18 protein-coding genes and 1 pseudogene are annotated in these 16,946 nt (G+C 70.8%); 8 read left to right on the forward strand and 11 right to left on the reverse strand.

The genetic code is table 11. From position 1 onward, the window contains the following. Nucleotides 1-156: 156 nt before the first annotated feature. From CES90_RS32580 to CES90_RS32590, 3 genes and pseudogenes are all read right to left on the reverse strand, one after another. The gene (locus CES90_RS32580; protein WP_189785653.1) at nt 157-330 is read right to left on the reverse strand and encodes a hypothetical protein; all 174 of its coding nucleotides are present in this window, start codon (nt 328-330) and stop codon (nt 157-159) included. Between the two features lie 175 nt (nt 331-505). After that, nucleotides 506-851: pseudogene (locus CES90_RS52460) on the reverse strand (helix-turn-helix domain-containing protein); the annotation flags it as partial. 149 nt (nt 852-1,000) lie between these two features. Continuing rightward, nucleotides 1,001-1,708 carry a nitroreductase gene (locus CES90_RS32590; RefSeq protein WP_189785652.1) on the reverse strand — a complete coding sequence of 236 codons (708 nt, stop codon included), beginning with the start codon at nt 1,706-1,708 and terminating at the stop codon, nt 1,001-1,003. 60 nt (nt 1,709-1,768) lie between these two features. Here CES90_RS32590 and CES90_RS32595 point away from each other — a divergent pair, with 60 nt between their 5' ends. Together CES90_RS32595 and CES90_RS32600 are read left to right on the forward strand one after the other, a co-directional pair. Continuing rightward, a complete protein-coding gene (locus tag CES90_RS32595) occupies nt 1,769-1,936 on the forward strand; it encodes a hypothetical protein (RefSeq protein WP_189785651.1) in 168 nt (55 codons plus the stop codon). A 741-nt stretch (nt 1,937-2,677) separates the two neighbouring features. Then, a complete protein-coding gene (locus CES90_RS32600) occupies nt 2,678-3,328 on the forward strand; it encodes a TetR/AcrR family transcriptional regulator (RefSeq protein ID WP_189785650.1) in 651 nt (216 codons plus the stop codon). A 112-nt stretch (nt 3,329-3,440) separates the two neighbouring features. Here the strand turns inward: CES90_RS32600 and CES90_RS32605 are convergent, their stop codons facing one another. Both CES90_RS32605 and CES90_RS52095 read right to left on the reverse strand, forming a co-directional pair. After that, the gene (locus CES90_RS32605) at nt 3,441-4,394 is read right to left on the reverse strand and encodes an IS3 family transposase (RefSeq protein ID WP_373313508.1); all 954 of its coding nucleotides are present in this window, start codon (nt 4,392-4,394) and stop codon (nt 3,441-3,443) included. Nucleotides 4,395-4,439: 45 nt separating this feature from the next. Further along, entirely contained in the window at nt 4,440-4,571 is a 132-nt protein-coding gene (locus CES90_RS52095) for a hypothetical protein (RefSeq protein WP_189785745.1), read from the reverse strand. Here CES90_RS52095 and CES90_RS32615 point away from each other — a divergent pair. The 4 genes from CES90_RS32615 to CES90_RS32630 all read left to right on the forward strand — a co-directional run bounded on the left by CES90_RS32615 (nt 4,546) and on the right by CES90_RS32630 (nt 8,307). Further along, a complete protein-coding gene (locus tag CES90_RS32615) occupies nt 4,546-5,250 on the forward strand; it encodes a transposase (protein ID WP_229914128.1) in 705 nt (234 codons plus the stop codon). The two genes, CES90_RS52095 and CES90_RS32615, sit on opposite strands and share 26 nt — an antisense overlap. A 709-nt stretch (nt 5,251-5,959) precedes the next feature. Beyond that, nucleotides 5,960-6,268, forward strand: coding sequence for a hypothetical protein (locus CES90_RS32620; RefSeq protein WP_189785648.1), 309 nt, complete (start codon nt 5,960-5,962; stop codon nt 6,266-6,268). Nucleotides 6,269-6,316: 48 nt separating this feature from the next. Next, nucleotides 6,317-7,576 carry a nucleotide sugar dehydrogenase gene (locus CES90_RS32625; RefSeq protein ID WP_189785647.1) on the forward strand — a complete coding sequence of 420 codons (1,260 nt, stop codon included), beginning with the start codon at nt 6,317-6,319 and terminating at the stop codon, nt 7,574-7,576. Nucleotides 7,577-7,773: 197 nt separating this feature from the next. Then, nucleotides 7,774-8,307 (forward strand): EF-hand domain-containing protein, encoded by a 534-nt coding sequence (locus tag CES90_RS32630; RefSeq protein ID WP_189785646.1) that lies wholly within the window; start codon nt 7,774-7,776, stop codon nt 8,305-8,307. Between the two features lie 104 nt (nt 8,308-8,411). On the opposite strand, the gene CES90_RS32635 is transcribed toward CES90_RS32630, so the two are convergent. From CES90_RS32635 to CES90_RS32660, 6 genes are all read right to left on the reverse strand, one after another. Next, entirely contained in the window at nt 8,412-8,858 is a 447-nt protein-coding gene (locus CES90_RS32635; RefSeq protein WP_189785645.1) for a DUF6917 domain-containing protein, read from the reverse strand. Continuing rightward, nucleotides 8,855-9,805, reverse strand: a complete 951-nt coding sequence (locus CES90_RS32640; protein WP_189785644.1) for a Gfo/Idh/MocA family protein — start codon at nt 9,803-9,805, stop codon at nt 8,855-8,857. The genes CES90_RS32635 and CES90_RS32640 overlap by 4 nt, the downstream gene beginning before the upstream one ends. Next, nucleotides 9,802-10,929 carry an Ldh family oxidoreductase gene (locus CES90_RS32645; protein WP_189785643.1) on the reverse strand — a complete coding sequence of 376 codons (1,128 nt, stop codon included), beginning with the start codon at nt 10,927-10,929 and terminating at the stop codon, nt 9,802-9,804. Before CES90_RS32645 ends, CES90_RS32640 begins: the two co-directional genes overlap by 4 nt. A 63-nt stretch (nt 10,930-10,992) precedes the next feature. Beyond that, a complete protein-coding gene (locus CES90_RS32650; protein ID WP_189785642.1) occupies nt 10,993-12,285 on the reverse strand; it encodes a M20/M25/M40 family metallo-hydrolase in 1,293 nt (430 codons plus the stop codon). Next, nucleotides 12,282-13,217, reverse strand: coding sequence for a sugar phosphate isomerase/epimerase family protein (locus CES90_RS32655; protein WP_189785641.1), 936 nt, complete (start codon nt 13,215-13,217; stop codon nt 12,282-12,284). The genes CES90_RS32650 and CES90_RS32655 overlap by 4 nt, the downstream gene beginning before the upstream one ends. Nucleotide 13,218: 1 nt before the next feature. Then, nucleotides 13,219-14,295, reverse strand: coding sequence for a Gfo/Idh/MocA family protein (locus CES90_RS32660; RefSeq protein WP_189785640.1), 1,077 nt, complete (start codon nt 14,293-14,295; stop codon nt 13,219-13,221). 356 nt (nt 14,296-14,651) lie between these two features. On the opposite strand from CES90_RS32660, the gene CES90_RS32665 reads away from it, so the two are divergent. Both CES90_RS32665 and CES90_RS32670 read left to right on the forward strand, forming a co-directional pair. Beyond that, the gene (locus tag CES90_RS32665; RefSeq protein ID WP_229914127.1) at nt 14,652-15,746 is read left to right on the forward strand and encodes a DegT/DnrJ/EryC1/StrS family aminotransferase; all 1,095 of its coding nucleotides are present in this window, start codon (nt 14,652-14,654) and stop codon (nt 15,744-15,746) included. Then, nucleotides 15,743-16,885 carry a DegT/DnrJ/EryC1/StrS family aminotransferase gene (locus CES90_RS32670; protein ID WP_189785639.1) on the forward strand — a complete coding sequence of 381 codons (1,143 nt, stop codon included), beginning with the start codon at nt 15,743-15,745 and terminating at the stop codon, nt 16,883-16,885. Before CES90_RS32665 ends, CES90_RS32670 begins: the two co-directional genes overlap by 4 nt. The last annotated feature ends 61 nt before the right edge of the window (nt 16,886-16,946 follow it).

The following is a 16,946-nucleotide window of genomic DNA, read 5'->3' on the forward strand; positions in this document are numbered from 1 at the left end:
CGACCGGCGCGAACCGACCCCGGCATGACTCGACGAGGAGCCCGATGTCAGCGCGCCGAGCCGATCGAAGACAACCTGGGGGGCCTCGGCGTAGCCGGGCCCCGCAGCGGTGGCGTTGCGCTGGAAGAGGCGGAGCGGCGCCATCGTCGTGGAGCTTTACACCTTGGCATCCATCTCGTCGAGGTCCGGATACCGAACACGCAGCGCCTCGGCGAGATTGTGCTCCCGGACCAGAGTCCGACTGCCGATGGCCGCCATGAGGGTCTCCGACTCCTCGACCATCGGAGCCAGGGCCGGGAAGAGATCCCCATAGTCATGGCACCACGTCACGACCGCTTCGGTGAACGTCGGCAGGACTTCGGCATCGGGATCACCGTGACGTCACCCCCGCGCGCCGCGATCTCACTGACGTTGACATTGCCGAAACCCCGCTGAGCGAAGAGCGCGACCGCGCTGACGCCCAGCCTGCGCGCGACGCTCCTGGTGTCACGTAGGGCACGGAGGGGAGCGGTTTGATGGACTTCACGTCGATCTGCACGCTGTGGCCGGGCAGTTGCTTTTCGTGGCGCCTGTTAGCGCTGGGGCGGGGCGGCAGACGGCCCATGTCCAGCCGGTTGAGGATCTGCCACACGCCAGACTGGCGTTCGGGCTGTGCTTGGGCGCCTTCGAGTGAGTGCGCAGCCCCTTGATGCCCTCGCCTCGGCCAGGTAGCGGCGGCACCAGGTGTAGTACGCCTGCCGACTGATGCCGAAGTACCGGCAACTCATGGCGACGTTGCCGGTGACCTCTTCGACATGGCGTATGACCCGGCGCCGCTTGGCCTCGCGATCGAGCGGGGGTGTCTTCGACATGTGGATCTCCTAGTGATGAGAGACCCAGGTGTCAACGACGATCGGCAGTTTCAGAACAGCCGCAGGCCGCGCAGGCGCCGGTGGACCCAGGTGCAGATCCGCTGACGGCTGATCCGGGGGTGATGCTGCGGATCGTCGACAGAAGGCAGTTATCGCTTGTCGAGGACTCCCGGGGTTTCGTGCAGGACGACGTTCTGCTCCAGCGGTACCCGTCCCATGCGGAAGCTGTTGATGGATGCGGTCTGATCGGCGGTGCCGAAGGAGATGCCGAACAGCAGTTTGAGGTCTTGGGGAATGTCCAGGACCTCGCGGACGGTGTCGGCGTAGAGCCCGAGCATCGTCTGCGGGACGCCGCCGAGGCCGCGAGCCGTCAGCGAGAGCAGGAAGTTCTGCGCGTACATGCCGATGTCCCCGGCCACTCGCACCCCGTCGCCGAATGCCGGCATGAAGAGAAAGGCGACATGGGGTGCGCCGTAGAAGTTCAAGTTCTCGCGGGCCGCTGTCTTCCTGGCTGTCCGGTCCGAGCGCGGTATGCCCATGGCCTGGTAGACGGTCGCGGCTTGGCTGTGCGCCCGTTCCAGGTAGGTGCCCTCGCCGAAGTCGGCGTAGTCGAAGGTGAAGTCGCTGGAGACCAGCTCCTCCTCATCGGCCTTGAGCAGTTCCTTGCTCAGGGTGTCCCGTACCGCACCCGAGACGATATGCACTGTCCACGGCTGGACGTTGCAGTTGGACGGGGCGGTTTGCGCGTCTTCCAGTACGCCACGGATGACGGTGGGGGACAGCGGGTCGGGCAGGAACCTTCGCACGGAGCGCCGGGACCGCGCGATGTCGGTGAAGGACGTGGCTGTGGGGGGCAATGTGACTCCTAGGTAGAACGTGACGGCAGCGCCGGGTATTTCAGCGGTGGAGAGGTGGGGGTGAGCTCAACAACCTCCTCCAGCGTGGGTGTGGGAGATGAGGGCGGCAGAGCGCTCTATCCGGCGGTGGCAGTTGCGCGGGGCTTCGGCTCTGTCGGCTGCCTGAAGGGCAGGCACCAGATCCTCAAGGCTCAGCTCGGTGGGGAGGCGGGCCTCATCGGCTGCTGACGCCCGAAGTTGGCCAGGACGGCGGAGTCGAGGGGATCGAGGCGCTCTCGTCCACCAGGCGCATGGCCACGCGCCGTGCCTCATTGGAGTCGGTGGCGACCGGGAGCGCGATGTGGCCCGGAGTGCCTGCCGTCGGCGGCGCCTGCGGAGCAGGCGAGTGCGAGGGCGCGCTGGCCGTTGATGTTGCTAAACGTCCTGACGGGCCTCGCGCCGGCCGGGTGTTCCTGGACGAGTTCGCCTGAGATGGTCCTGGCCGAGGGCCTCGAACTGCCCGGCACGAAACGGGTGGTGGTCATCGTGTCGAGCACGCCCCTGCCCGCCAGTGCGGCGGCCGGAAGCTCCCGGTAGGGGTCGGCGGGGTGCTCACCACCGCCCGGTCGCCTGCCCGGACTGCCTCCTCGGGGGGCGTGGCGCTGGCCCGCTCGCAGAACTGCCCACTGTCTCAGCCAGGGTCTGGTGACGCGGGAGCGGGGCAGCACGAAATCAATGCCGCCGCGATGGGGAGGCGGCGGACTTCGTGCCGGTGCTGCCGCTTCCGATAAGGCAGGTGGTGCCATGGGTGTGGCCTCCTCATCTCGCGGATCGTGCCGTCCGTCGGTGGCTGTGTCCAAGAGCCGGGGTCAAGCAGGAACATGCAGGCGAAGGCCACGGCCTCGCGCGCCACAAAAACGGAGCGAGTGCTCCTCTTGAAGTTTAGCACAACCGGAGCGAACGCTCCCCATGCCTAGTACCCTGAATGCCGTGCCCCTCGCCGACCAGCCGACTACCGCACCCGAGCCGCCCGCCAAGCCGGCCCGCCGCGCCGACGCCGAGCGCAACCGCGCCGCCATCATCGAGGCGGCCGGCGCCGTCTTCGCCGAGCAAGGCGGCACCGTCGATGTCCGTGAGATCGCCCGAAGCAGCGGCGTCGGCATGGGCACTCTCTACCGTCACTTCCCGACCAAGGACGCCCTGCTCGCCACTGTCCTGGAGCAACAGTTCACCTCTTGGCTCACCGCCGCCCATCAGCGGGCCGTCGCCACCGAAGATTCCTGGCAGGCACTGGCCGACTTCTTCGAGCAGACCCTCAGCAACCAGGCCCGCAACCGCGCCCTCGTCGAGAGCTATGCCACCACCGGGGGCCCCACCCACGCATGTGCCAGCCACTGCCACTCCATCATTGACGACCTGCGCACCCGCTGCCCGGACGCCGGCCTTCTGCGCCCCGACGTCACCACCGCTGATCTCTTCCTGCTCCTCACAGCCCTGAGCCAGACCGTGCAGACGACCGGCGACAGTCCCCCAGGCCGCTGGCGGCGCCTGCTGCGCATATCACTCGACGGCCTCAGTAGCCGCAACACCGAACCCCTGCCCGAACCGGCATCCCTCGCGGACACACCCAGGAACGACTGAGTGCGTTGCGGTAAACCGAATCTTGTTCGAGCAGCAGCGGGTGATCATCTGGACGGAGGTTCGGGTGTAGCCGCGGGCATGAAGTTTCCCCGTGATCTCGGACGCGTGATCGTTATGCCGCGAGGGCGTGCTGGTGCCGCTGCCTGGTCTCGGTCGGGGTGAGGTAGCCGAAGGTCCTGTGCTTGCGCGGGCGACGGCGGTTGTAGAAGGTCTCGGTGAAGGAGAAGACCTCGACTCGGGTGGTGGCCCGGTGGGGCCAGATACGGGTGCCGATCTCCTCTTTGTGCAGGGCCCAGAAGCTCTCCGCGGCAGCGTTGTCGACGCATGATCCGGTGCGTCCGCAACTCTGCCGCAGTCCCAACTTCCCTGTCCGGTCCCGGAACCGGGCTGACATGTATGCACTGCCGCGATCGCTGTGGATCACGCAGCCGGGCTCCAGTCCGCCCCGGCGGTAGCCCATGTCGAGGGCGTCGACGACGAGTTCGGCGCGGTGGTGGTCGGCCATGGCATGGCCGGCGACCTCGCGGGTGGCCAGGTCCAGCCGGCGGGCGAGGCAGAGCCGGCCTTCGGCTGCGGGCAGGCAGGTGATGTCGCCGACCAGCCTGGTCCCGGGCCGCTCGGCGTGGAAGTCGCGGCCGATCAGGTCCGGGGCCGGCTTCGCCTTCGCGTCCGGCCGGGTCAGCGAACGCCCCTTGCGCCGGGTGACACCGCGGATGTCGCGCTCAGGCATCACCCGGCCGACGCGCTTGCGGTTCACCCGTCGGCCCAGGCGGCGCAGTTCGGCGTGAATGCGCGGGACACCGTAGGTGTGGCGGGAGGCGATGTGCACCATGGTGATCTCGTGCGCGAGCGCGTCGTCGGCAGCCTGCCGAGCGTGGCGGGCGGCCTCGCCTTCGCACCAGGCGTAGCAGGAGGAGCGGGCCACGTTCAGCACCCGGCACAGCAGGACGATCGGGTGGTTCGCCTTCTCCGCACGGCTCAACCGGTACAGCTCGCTCACCGGTCGTTGTCCTTCACGAAGAAGGCCGTCGCTTTTTCGGGATCTCGATCGTCTGCTGCTGTTCACGGACTTCCTTGCGCAGCTGCTTGAGCTCCTCGCGCTCGGCGCTGGTCAGCTCATCGGACTCGCCCTCACCCCGGTCCGCCTTCGCCCGGCGGTACAGCCGCGCAGGGACTCCGAGCTGATCCCGAGCTCCCGGGCGACGGCGGTCACCGTCTTGCCCGAAGAATCGACGAGCGCGATCGCGTCCCGCTTGAACTCCTCGGTGTACCGCTTCGTGTACTTGCTTCCTACCTGGTGCTACTTCCTCTGGAACCTCAAGATCCCAGTCTCCAGGTGTCCACGATCAAGGGGAAGCTTCAACAACCAGCTCACCGACGCCATCGGACAACTGGACGCGCGGATCGAGGAGGCGATGGCCCCCTTTCGTCCCGCCCTCGGCCTGCTCGACACCATCCCCGGGATCAACCAGGCCACCGCCGAAGTGATCATCGCGGAAACCGGCGGTGACATGGCCCGCTTCGCCTCCGCCAAACACCTGGCGTCCTGGGCCGGGGTCTGCCCCGGCCACCACGAGTCCGCCGGCCGCACCAAAAGCACCAAGGTCCGCCCCGGCAACCCCTACCTCAAAGGCGCCCTCGGCCTGGCCGCCTTCGGCGCGGTGAGAACCAAGGACACCTACCTGCAGGCCCGCTACAAGCCACTGACCGCCCGCCGCGGCCCGCGCAAGGCCCTCGTCGCCATCGAGCACTCGATCATCACCGCGATCTGGCACATGCTCACCGACAACGTCGGCTATCAGGAACTCGGCGGCGCCTACTTCACCCACCGCGACCCAGAACGCGCCACCCGACGCGCCATCACCGCGCTCAACCAGCTCGGCTACACCGTCACCCTCAACCCCCTCGAAAGCGCAGCCTGATCACCTCACGGCCAAACGCCCGGCGGCCACGACGACCACCGGGCACCCAGCCCTGCCCAAACAGACCCTCACCTGGACCTATTTACGCGTCAGAGTCGTGATCGTCGCGTCCTGGTCAGCGAGAGGTCAGCCTGCGCCACAGTAGTGTCTCCGCTTGCCGGCCCTCCGCCCGCTACGCAGACGCGGTGCTGCGTTCCCGGCCCCTGCCCGGGAGGTTCGATACTCGGCCCGACAACTCGCCCGCGGCATGGGGTCCTTCTTCGAGTACTCCGACTGCGCCGAGGCGACCCGGGCGTCGCGGAACACGCGAAGGAGTGGCGTCCTTGCCGGGGCAGGATGACGGAGTACTCAACGGGCCGGGGGTTTCGCCCAGGACACCGGTGAGCGCTGCCGCACCGAGGAAGGCCTTTTCGGCGCACCCGAGTTCGCAGGCAACGCTGCCGCGGGGCGGTTCGATCTTCCCCGGGTGGCCGCTGGTCGGCAGCCGACTTGGGATCGCCTGAGCCGGAACCGGTTTCTCGCCGAGACAGTGAACCGGTGCCCGGCCCTGTGCGCGTCCGATACCGACGGGGCGCGCGGATCACCGACCGAGGCGTCAATTCCATTTGACTGCATCACTGGTTCGGGCGCATCAGGGTGGGCTCGTGCTTAGCGGGTGCATCTCCCGAAAAGAATCATTTCGACAACACACTGCCGAAAGGACCAATTCATGCGCTGCGCCCGTGTCTTCATGCTGGCCGCCACCAGTGCGCTGCTCGTGGCAAACGCCGCCACCGGCACCGCTGCCGCGGCAGAGCAGGGCGACGTGGTGGTGTTCAGTACGGAATTGACGCCGCTGACTGTTTATCGCGATCCGCACGGGTGCCAGAAGCTTCCGCCCGACGCGCATGTGTTGACGAACCACACCGATCGTCCGGTCACCGTCTACGCCGACCCGTTCTGTCTGACCCCCGGCGTCACCGTGCAGCCCGGATACGGCTCGCACGTGGCGCCCGGCAGCGGCAGTTTCTCCGCCTGAGCCACCCCTGTTCCCGTTCCCCCCACACACTCAGGAGAACGTACGCACATGGCCACCGATCTCGTCGTCATCGGGCTGGGGCATGTCGGGCTGCCGCTCTCCAGATCCGCGGTCTCGGCCGGCTTGGCGACCGTGGGGTACGACGTGTCCGGCACGGTGGTGTCCGGACTCGCCGCAGGCCGCTCCCCCGTCGGCGGCGTCTTGGACGCCGAGGTCGCGGTCATGCTGGACGCGGGCTTTCATGCCACGACCGACCCAGCGGTCCTGGACGGCGCGCAGACCGTGGTGATCTGTGTGCCGACCGGACTCACACCGGAGGGCTTACCCGACCTGTCCGCGGTCGAGGACGCAGCCCGGGTGGTCGCCGTCCGGCTGCGTCCCGGCATGCTCGTCGTCCTGGAGTCCACCAGCTATCCCGGCACCACGGAGGACGTCGTGCGGCCGCTGCTGGAGCACGGCAGCGGGCTGCGGGCGGGCGAGGACTTCCACCTGGCGTATTCGCCGCAGCGGATCGACCCCGGCAACGAGACGTGGACCATCCGCAACACACCGAAGGTCGTGAGCGGTTGCAGCGCTCTGTGCGCCAAGTACGCCGTCGCGTTCTACTCCCGGTTCGTGGACCACCTCGTCGTCGCCCGCGGCACGCGGGAGGCGGAAATGGCCAAACTCCTGGAAAACACCTACCGGTACGTCAACATGGCCCTGGTCGACGAAGTGGCACTGTTCTGCCACGAGACCGGCATCGACATCTGGGACGTGCTGCACTGCGCCGCGTCCAAGCCGTTCGGCTTCGCACCCTTCAGGCCCGGACCCGGCGTCGGGGGACACTGCATTCCCGTCGACCCCCGCTATCTCGCCGCGCGGGCCGAATCCCAGGGCTTCGCCTTCCGCACACTGGCAGCCGCCCACGAGGTCCTCGGCCGTATGCCGAACCATGTCGTGGACCGAGCGCTGGCCCTGCTCACCGACGTCCGGGGCCGCCCTGAGGGGGCACGGGCCCTGCTCCTCGGAATCACCTACAAAGCGGATGTGGCCGACGTCCGGGAGACGCCGGCGCGCCCGGTGGCGGAAGGACTGCTCGCCGCCGGTGCCGAGGTGTACTACCACGACCCGTATATAGCCGAGTTCACTGTCGGCGGCCGGTCTCTGCCGCGCGCCGAGAATCTTCGGGACGCCATGGCCCAGGCCGATGTGGCGATCCTGTTGCAGGACCACGCCTGCTACGCGAGGGATGCACTGGGCCAGGCCCGCTGTGCCCTGCTCGACACTCGCGGCAAGGCCGTGGGCGGCCGGGTCACCCTTCTCTGATCCCCTCGCTCCGGCTTGAGCCGGTGCTTCCTCGCGCCGGCCTGAGCCGGCGTCTCCTCCTGCCGGCCGTCGCCGGCCCCAGAGCCCGCGCAGCGGTACTGCCCTGCGCGGTCGCGGCCCTGCCTAGGTGCCGCGGTCCGTCATCCATCCGACACCACCCGAGACCATCGGACTCCGTCCGAGACATGGAGAGACACATGAGCACCGCTGTCGCCAACGACCGCCTGGCAAAGCGCTTCGAGAAGTGGGACACCGACGGCAACGGCGTCCTGGAGGCGAGCGACTTCCAGGGCGAGGCCGCCCGGATCGCCCAGAACCTCGGCATGAGCGCCGACTCCCCGGAAGTGCAGGAGCTCCGCAGCGCCTTCCAGGGGCTGTACGAGCACCTGGCCCAGAAGGCGGGCGTCCCGGCCGGTGGCGCCATCAGCCGGGAGCAGTTCCTCGACGCCACGGGGGAGATGCTGTTCAAGGAGGGTGAGGCGAGCTTCAACCGTGCGCTCTCTCCCATTGTGAAGGCGCTGGTCCGCCTGTGCGACGACAACCACGACGGCGAGATCGACGCCCGTGAGTTCCAGGCCTGGCTGTCCGCCGTCGGCGTGCCGGCCTCCCAGGCCGGGGAAATCTTCCAGAAGGTGGACAGGAACGGCGACGGAAGGCTGTCCGAGGACGAACTGCTGCAAACCATCCGCGACTTCCACTTCGGCCAGCTGGAGGTCGAGCTGCTCGGCTGACCTGTCAGAGCGGCAGCTGTGACCCGGGTGGGCGACCACCCGGGTTCCACGGCAACCGGATGGCGCCGCCCGTTCAGTGGGCCGGCGCCATCCGGGATCGCCCTTCAGGTACCGGGCGGCGCGGGAACCGTGCCGTGGTCCCCGGCCCGGCCCTGGACGAAGGTGACGACGGTCTCCGGCCGCAGGCCCAGTTCCCGGCCGCTGACCGGACGCGCCGCGTGGATCAGGATGTTGTAGTGGTTCGGAAGGTGGCAGGCGTCGAAGCCGAGTACCGTGCCGACCGTCGTGTCCCCGATCCGCACCAGGTCACCCCGGTCGATCACACCGGCGCACAACAGCTCGGCGAAACCCAGAAAACCCACCCGGTCGATCCGGGCGCCTGGGCGCGGGTCCCACTGGTCGGTGGTGACCAGTTCGTGCACCTCGCCCCGGCGTACGCAGCGTGCCGCGTGCTCCTCCAGCCGCATGCCGCGGTCCGTGCGGCGGTGTACGAGGACCTTGACCAGTGATCCGCGCACCACGCGCTTCGGGCCGTCCTCCGCTGGATTCACCGGTCCGCCTCCGCTGTCGTCGCATCCAACGCGGGCCGGGCACAGCGGTAGGCCGCCTCAGCCAGTTCCAGCGCGGCCAGGCCGCCGTGCGCCCCCGGGCCGGTCGGGGCACCGGTACGGACCAGCGCGGCGAACTCGGTGAGGATCGCCTCGTACTCGTGCCACAGCGACGCCTTGAAGCCGGTGTGTCCGGCCAGCATGTCGGCGTGCAGCACCTCTCCGTCGGCCAGCTCCACCTCGATGTCCTTGCGTTCCCCCGGGTACGACCAGTCCAGCTCGACCGAGGCCGTGGTTCCCGTACGGCCACGCAGGCGGATCACCGCCTGACGGTCGACGCCGGAGCCGTCGCGGTGGATTTCGCAGCCGGTGACGGCGAGTTCACCGAGCAGCAGCCGCACCAGGTCGAGGGCGTTGGGGCCGTTGTCCGCCACACAGCCGCCGCCGCAGCGGGCCGGGTCCAGGTACCAGTCCTCGCCGCCGAGATGCTCCTCGATGCGCTCCAGATAGCGCACCCGGACGGAGCGGATCTCCCGGCCCGTCGTCCGGCGCGCCAGTGCGCGGACGGCGTCGTTGTAGCGGCGGTGGAACGCCGTCATCAGCGGGACCCCGCAGCGCAGCGCCAGCTCCACCAGCACGGACCCCTCGGCCGCGGTCAGGGCAAGGGGCTTCTCGACGCAGACCGAGACGCCGGCGGTCAGGGCGTCCCGGCACAAGGGCAGGTGAATGTCGTTGGGCACGGCCACGACGAGGGCGTCCGGTCGTGCCCGGTCCAGCAGCGTGCGGTGGTCGCGGAAGCGTGCCGCCGGGCCGGGGAACTGCTCCAGGGCCTCGGCGCGGGCGTCGCACACGGCGGTCAGCTGCCACTCGGGCAGCCGTTCCGCGGCGGCCAGGTAGTAGGGGGAGATGGCGCCGAGACCGACGACGCCGAGCCGCAAGGGCCGGCTCATCGCGGGCTCCGAGGGCCGCCGAGGAGACCGAGGGCGGTCAGTTCCGCGTGGAGGTGCGGGGGCAGGGGGATGCCGTGGCGGCGGCGTTCGGCGGCGAGTTCCGCCTCCCGCCAGCCCGGGTAGCGCACCGGCTCGCCGCCGGGCACCGGCGGGCAGTCGACGAGCGTGCCGAACAGGGACCGGGTCGCGGCGGCCACGTCCGCGCCGGGGCGCAGCATCTCCGGGGCGATCGCGAGGAGGAAGAAGCCGATGCCGTCGTCGCTGCCGTGCGGCCGGCCGTCGCCTTCCAGCGCGGCGGGCGCGGGCCCCACGGTCGCGCCGGACACCACGGCGGCCAGCAGTTCCACGGCGATGCCGAGGCCGTAGCCCTTGTGGACGCCGGCCTCGGCCGTGCCGCCCAGCCAGCGCAGGAAGGCCTCGCCGCGGTCGAAGGCGGACGGGTCGGTCACCGGGGCGCCCGCCGCGTCCTCCAGCCAGCCGGCGGGCACCGGGGTGCCGCGGCGGGCGGCGACGCGGACCCGCCCGGTGGGTGCGACGGTGGTGCTCATGTCCAGCAGGAACGGGTGTCCGTCGAGGGCCGGCGCGGCGACGCTCAGCGGGTTGGTGCCGAGCATCGCCACCGCGCCGCCCGGGGGCCGTGCGATGCGCTGGCCACCGCAGTTGCTCGCGACCACGCCGATCATCCCAGCCTGCGCGGCGCGCACCGCGTGGAAGCCGGCGCACCCGAAGTGGGTGGCCCCGCGCACCGACACCAGCCCGACCCCGTGCCGGCCGGCCCGCGCCACGGCGTCGTCCATGGCCTCGGCCGCGGCCCACAGGCCCAGGGCGCGGTGGGCGTCGACGACCGCGCAGGCGCCCAGGTCGTTGAGGGGCTGCGGTTCGGCGTGGGGGTCGCAGCGGCCGGACTCCAGCAACGGCAGGTAGAGCCGGGTGAGGTTGAACACGCCGTGCGAGTCGAGCCCGGTCAGGTCGCCGTGACACAGCGCGTCCGCGGCGAGCCGGGCGCGGGCATCAGAAATGCCGTGGCTGGTGAAGAGGCCGGTGAGCGAGGCGTGCAGCTCCGCGTGGTCGACGAGGACGGGTGTGCGCTCGACCGCCGCTCGTGGGGCGGTGGGTGCCGTCATACGGGATTCCTTACGGGGCGGGCCAGTTGTCTTCGTAGGTCGTTCGGTTGGGGGTGTGGTGCGCTACGGAGGTCGCTGCGTTGACTCCGCCGGCACCGCTTCGGCGAAGAACGTGACGAGCCGGCGAACCACGCCGGCGAACTCCTCCAGGTCGGCGAGGTCGACGAACTCACCGGGCGCGTGGGCGCGGTTGGCGGCGAGACAGCCGGGTCCGAGGACGGTGGTGAAGGCGTCGTCCAGGCCGGCCGCCCAGATGGCGTCGCACGTGAAGCCGGGGTCGCCGGCCGCCGGCCGGGCTCCCGCGCGGGCCAGGAGTTCCTCGGCCCACGGGTCGGAGTCGTCCAGGGCGGGCAGGCCCTGTTTGTCCCAGCCGAGCCGGGTGATCCGTGCTGCGTCCCGTGCTGTGCGCGCGAACTCCCGGCCGTTGGCGAAGAGTTCGGTGAAGCGGTGCAGGCCGTCGGCGACGTGCCGGGTGACCTCGGTCTTCAGGCGGTCGCCGTCGGCGGTGCGGCGGTACGACAGGTTCATCAGCAGCGTGCCGGTGCCGTGGACGCGGTTGTGCGTACGGCCGGTGTGCAGTCCGGCGACGCACACCCGCGTACCTGGTACGGCCCCGTCCAGGCGGGCGGCGAGGTGCTGGGCCAGGAATCCCAGCAGCACGGTGGCGTTGTGTCCGGCGTCCGGGTGGTCGTCCACCGCGTCCTCGCCCGCGACGGTGATCCGCGCGGTCATCGCGGCGGTGGCCCGGGGCAGCGCGCGCAGCCCGGTCGGCTCGCAGAACACGTTGAGACGGCCGTGGTGCCCGGCCTCCAGCAGCGGGCGGGTGCCGTAGGTGCCCAGGGCGCCGCCCTCCTCCCCGGCGACGGCCTGGAGCAGCACGGTGACGTCCGGTCCGACGGCGGGGTGGGACGCGGCGGCCCGCAGCCCGGCGAGCAGGGCCACGGCGGGTCCCTTGGCGTCGACCGCACCACGGCCGGTGAACCGCACGCCGTCGAAGGCGGGCGGGGTGTGTCCGGCGACGGTGTCCAGATGGACGTTGAACATCACGGTGTGCGCACGGGAGCGCTCGGGGCCCAGCCGCAGCAGCAGGCTGGGCTGGTCCGCGAGGAAGCGCGGATCGCGCGCGGCGGCGCGGACCGTGGACGGCACGCCCGGACGGTCCAGGCAGGCGGCGGGCGGACTGGCGAGGCGGACGGTGCTGAATCCCGCTTCGGCGGCGGCCGTCGCGTACCGCTGGAGGATCTCGGGCAGCCGGGACGGCGGATCGTCCGGGCCGGCCTCCAGGGGGTTGACGCTCGGCAGGCGCAGCAGGTCCAGCAGTAACTTTCGGTGCCGGCCGGTGAACAGGTCGCTCACGCCGGGCCGTCCAGCGGACCTGTGACCGGCTGTCCGGCGCCCAGCAGCCCGGCGAGCGCCTGTCCGGCGCCCAGCAGCCCGGCGAGCGCCTGTCCGGCCCGGACGAACAGCTCGGCGGCGTCCTCACCGGCCCGGGCCAGCCCCTCGTGGGGGCGAACCGCGAGATGGGGTTCGAGGGACAGTGCTCCGGTGTACCCGTGGGCGGCCAGCAGCTCCAGGCATTCCACCACCCCGGCCTCACCCTCGCCGGGCAGGGTGTAGGCGGTGCCGCCGTCCGGGGTGCGCACGGCGTCCTTGATATGGACGTGGACGACGTAAGGGGCGAGGTGGCGGAGCATGTCCGGGGCGCCGTAGCCGTACGGGACGCCGTTGCCGGTGTCGAACAGCAGCCGCAGGGCCGGGCTCTCCACGGCGCGCACCAGTCGTAGCGCGCGATCGGCCCGGTCCCCGGCCCAGCCCGCGCAGTTCTCGTGCACCAGCACCAGGCCCGCGCGCTCGGCGCGGTCCGCCAGGACGGCCGTGCGGGCCAGGACGCGGTCGGCCCACTCGGTCTCCGTCAGACCGTCGTTGGGGTACGACATGATCCGCACCAGACGGCAGCCGAGGGTGGCGCAGCGCTCGGCCAGGACGTCGAGTTCCGCCAGGTCCTGGCCGAGGTCGCCGGTGATGGGACGCGACCAGTTGCCGATCCGGGAGGCGACGGCGGTCACGGTGACGCCTTCGTCCGCTAGCCGCCGGGCCAGCGTGCCGAAAGCGGCCGGGGAGAGGTCGGCGAGGGCTGTACCGTCGACCGTGCGCAGTTCGATGGCGTTCCAGCCAAGCCTGCGCAGAGCTGCCAGTTGCCCGTCGGTGCCGGGTGCCGCCTCGTCGCCGATGCCGGTGAGCGGCCCGAACCCCCGGACGCGGGGTTGGGCGGCGCTGTGCCGGGACATGTCAGCGGCTCCCGGCGCGGGCGCGCGGTGTGACGGAGCAGCGCTCCCGGGCCGCGCACAGCAGCCGGGCGGTCGCGCAGGCGAGCGGGAAGTTCCCGACGCCCCCGGCGCCGGAGGCGAAGCCGCGGTAGGCGCCGTCCAGGAAGTCGATCAGGGCGTCGTCCCGGAAGACGTGGTGTCCGATCCCGGGCACTCCGTCCGCGTCGAGGACTCCGGCCGACGGGGCCGCCGTACCGCTGTCGAAGGGGGCGATGACCAACTGCGCGTGGTCGTCGTCCTCGCTGAGCGGGAAGTGTGCCGTGGCCGTCCCGCCCTCGAACTCACAGACGACGCTGCGTTGCCGGACGGGTGCGCCGAGGTCGGAACGAAGCAGCGTCACCACTCCCGAACGGTGCTCCAACTCGACGTGCGCGCCGCCCAGGAGGGACAGGCTCCGGTCCTCGCAGCGCAGGTCCCAGCAGCGCGCGGCGCGGAGTTCGGCCGGCCCGGCCAGATCGAGCGCGAGCGCCAGGGAGTGGGGGATCTCCACGTCCAGGGCGGACGGATGCCCGTCGGTCGCCAAGGACCGCAGGAAGCGGGGCTTGTGCTGGTCGACGGTGATACGGCGCAGGGAGCCGAGTCGTCCGCCGCCCACCAGCCGGCGCAACCGGTCGGCGAGCCGGGAGGTGATCCAGTGGGCGACGGCCACGAGATCGAGGCCGGCCTCCTGACGCAGCCGGATCAGGGCGTCGAGTTCGTCCGCGGACGCGGCGAGGGGTTTCTCCACGATCATTCGGCGGAAGCCGTGTCCGGCCAGTTCCGCGAGGAGGTCGTGGCGCAGCCGGGGCGGTGTGCACACGTGGACCACCGCGGTGGCGGGGTCGACGTGTTGCAGGGCCTGTTCCAGCGTGGTGACGGCCGTGACCTCGCCGGGCATGCCCAGGGTTCGCAGACCGCCGGCGCGCGGGTCGCAGCCGACCGCGGGCAGGGCGACGAGCGGATCTCCCGTGGCCGCGGTCCGCCGGGCCAGACGGCCGAGCGTGTTCAGATGCAGTCCTGATCCGGACCGGCCGAGCCCGACCACGAGGGGCTGCAGCACAGGGCCTCCTGAGAGGGGAACGGGAAGGAAACGGGCGCGCTCAATTCGCTGCGCCGCGCACAACTCCGGTGCGCCGCACCACTGTTGCGGCCCCGTGCGGAAATGGTCAAGACGTCCGGAACGTCATTCCCCAGAACGTGTGAAGATGATCCTTTCCTTTCTCCGTCGACCGGAAGTCCGATTAGCGTGGGCATTCCGCCGACACGACGGAGACAGGTGAGAAATTGCCTTCCAGTGGACAGATTCCGGCGCGCGCCGGGGGCGCATTACCGACTGTGCCGGGAACGGCCGATCGCATCCCCTTCTTCTCTCAGGCCGCGACGTTCGAACGACTGTGGCCTTCCATCGAAAAGGCGTTGGACGAGGTTTTCCGCAGCGGCAAGTTCTCCCACGGAAAACAGGTCGGGCAGTTTGAGGCGGCACTCGCGGACTACACCGGCGCCCGGCATGTGATCGGCGTCAACAGCGGCACCGACGCGCTGGTGTTGCTGCTGCGCGCCTGCGGAGTGCGTCCCGGCGACGGTGTCCTGGTGCCGGCGTACTCGTTCTTCGCCACAGCCTCGGCCGTCGTACTGGCAGGCGGGACACCGCAGTTCGTCGACATCGATCCGGAGACGTACGCGATGGACCCCGCGGCGCTGAAGGCGGCCGTCACCCCGCGGAGCAGGTTCGTGATGCCGGTGCATCTGTTCCACACGATGGCCGACATGGCGGCCGTCACCGCCGTGGCCCGGCAGCACGGCCTGACCGTCGTCGAGGACAGCGCCGAAGCGATCGGCATGCGCCGGCACGGAGTGCACGCGGGCCTCCACGGGGTCGGCGGCGTCCTGTCCTTCTTCCCCTCCAAGACGCTCGGCGCGCTCGGCGACGCGGGAGCCGTACTCACCGACGACCCGGAGGTGGCGGCCACCGTCGCGGCGCTGCGCCACCACGGCAGGACGGGCCGCACGCTGAACAACTTCCCGGCCATCTCCACCGAAAGCGCCCTGCCCGGCGCGAACAGCAAGATGGACGACATCCAGGCGGCCGTCCTGCTCGCCAAGCTGTCCCTCCTGGAGAAGCACATCGTGCGCCGGGCCGAACTGGCGGACGCGTACACCGCCCGTCTGCGGGACGCGCCGGGGATCGTCCGCCTGCCGCGGACCACCGCCGGAACACCGGACGACCGCGACGTGTACTACGTCTACCTGATCGAGACCGAGCAGCGGGACGCCCTCGTCGACCACCTCGCCCGGCACGGCATCGACACCGAGGTCTACTACCCGGTGCCCCTGCCCCACCAGCCCGCCCTCGCGCACCTGGGCCACCGGCAGGGCGAGTTCCCCCACGCCGAGGCAGCGGCCCGGCACGCCGTCGCCCTGCCCTTCCACCCCGATCTCGGACCCGACGACCTGGATCGCGTCTGCGACACCATCCGCTCCTTCCTCGCCGGAACGAGGACGACCGCATGACCGCATCGCTCCCTCCTGCCGTCCCGTTCTTCCCTCCCGCCCTCTTCGAAGCCGACCGCCCCGCACTGATCGGGCTGGTCCGCGAGGTGGGCCTCGACCCGGAGCAGCGGTTCATCCTGGGCAGGCGTACCGCCGCCTTCGAGGACCGGCTCCGCGAGGACCTGGAGGCCGCCGACGTGGTCGCCTGCTCCAGCGGCACCTCGGCGCTCTCGCTGGTGCTGAGGGCCATGGACGTCGGTCCCGGTGACGAGGTGATCGTGCCGGCGTTCGGCTGCGCGCCTCTGGCCGCCTCGGTGGTCGATGTCGGGGCCACACCGGTCTTCGCCGACATCCGGCCGGACACCATGACCATGGACCCGGACGAGGCGGAGCGGCTCGTCACCGAGCGGACCAAGGCGGTGATGCCGGCCCACATGTTCTCCGTCATGGCCGACATGCCGCGCTTCGCCGAACTGGCTCGGCGGCACGGACTGCGCCTGCTGGAGGACTCGGCGGTCGCCCAGGGCGGCGTGCTGCGGGGCGTCCCGGCCGGGCTGTGGGGCGAGGCGGGGCTCTACTCCTTCGTGCAGGTCAAGACCTGCGGCATGCCCGGCGAGGGCGGCGTGGTCGTCACCCGGGACCCGGCACTGGGCGAGAAAGTGCGGATGCTGCGCAACCACGGCCAGTACGCCGGTCGCCGGTTCGTCCACCACACCGTCGGGCTCAACAGCCGCTTCGACGAGATCCAGGCCGCCTTCCAGACGTACCGCTACTCCAGTTTCCCGGCGCGGCTGGCGCGGCGAGCGGAGATCGCCGCGTACTACACCGAGCGCTTCACGCCCCTGGCCGGCCGGGGTGTGGTCCCGCCGCCGCCCGACCGGGACGGCCGGTGCTTCTACGTGTACACGGTCCTGGCCGAGGACCGGGAGGCTCTCGGTGCCCACCTGGCCGAGTGGGGGGTGGCCACGCACGTCTACTATCCGTGCCCCCTGCCCGCCCACCGTGCCTTCGCTCCCTACGCACCGCCCGGTGCCCGCTGGCCGCGCGCCGAACAGGCCGCCCGCCGCCATCTCGCCCTGCCGGTGCATCACCTGCTGACCGACGCACAGGTCCAGCACGTCGCCGACCTCGTGTGCGCCTTCGCCACCGAGCGCAGCTGACGCGCGACCGCCCGCCCCGAACATCGTTGACCCGCGACCGCCCGCCTCGCCCATTCCGTTG

It is taken from the genome of Streptomyces capitiformicae, assembly GCF_002214185.1.
Lineage (GTDB): Bacteria > Actinomycetota > Actinomycetes > Streptomycetales > Streptomycetaceae > Streptomyces > Streptomyces capitiformicae.

Coding starts and splice junctions, on each gene's coding strand:
- CES90_RS32655 (WP_189785641.1), bottom strand. CDS start 13,217: ATGTCCCGGCACAGCGCCGCCCAACCCCGCGTCCGGGGGTTCGGGCCG.
- CES90_RS32620 (WP_189785648.1), top strand. CDS start 5,960: ATGCGCTGCGCCCGTGTCTTCATGCTGGCCGCCACCAGTGCGCTGCTC.
- CES90_RS32630 (WP_189785646.1), top strand. CDS start 7,774: ATGAGCACCGCTGTCGCCAACGACCGCCTGGCAAAGCGCTTCGAGAAG.
- CES90_RS32625 (WP_189785647.1), top strand. CDS start 6,317: ATGGCCACCGATCTCGTCGTCATCGGGCTGGGGCATGTCGGGCTGCCG.
- CES90_RS32670 (WP_189785639.1), top strand. CDS start 15,743: ATGACCGCATCGCTCCCTCCTGCCGTCCCGTTCTTCCCTCCCGCCCTC.
- CES90_RS32640 (WP_189785644.1), bottom strand. CDS start 9,805: ATGAGCCGGCCCTTGCGGCTCGGCGTCGTCGGTCTCGGCGCCATCTCC.
- CES90_RS32645 (WP_189785643.1), bottom strand. CDS start 10,929: ATGACGGCACCCACCGCCCCACGAGCGGCGGTCGAGCGCACACCCGTC.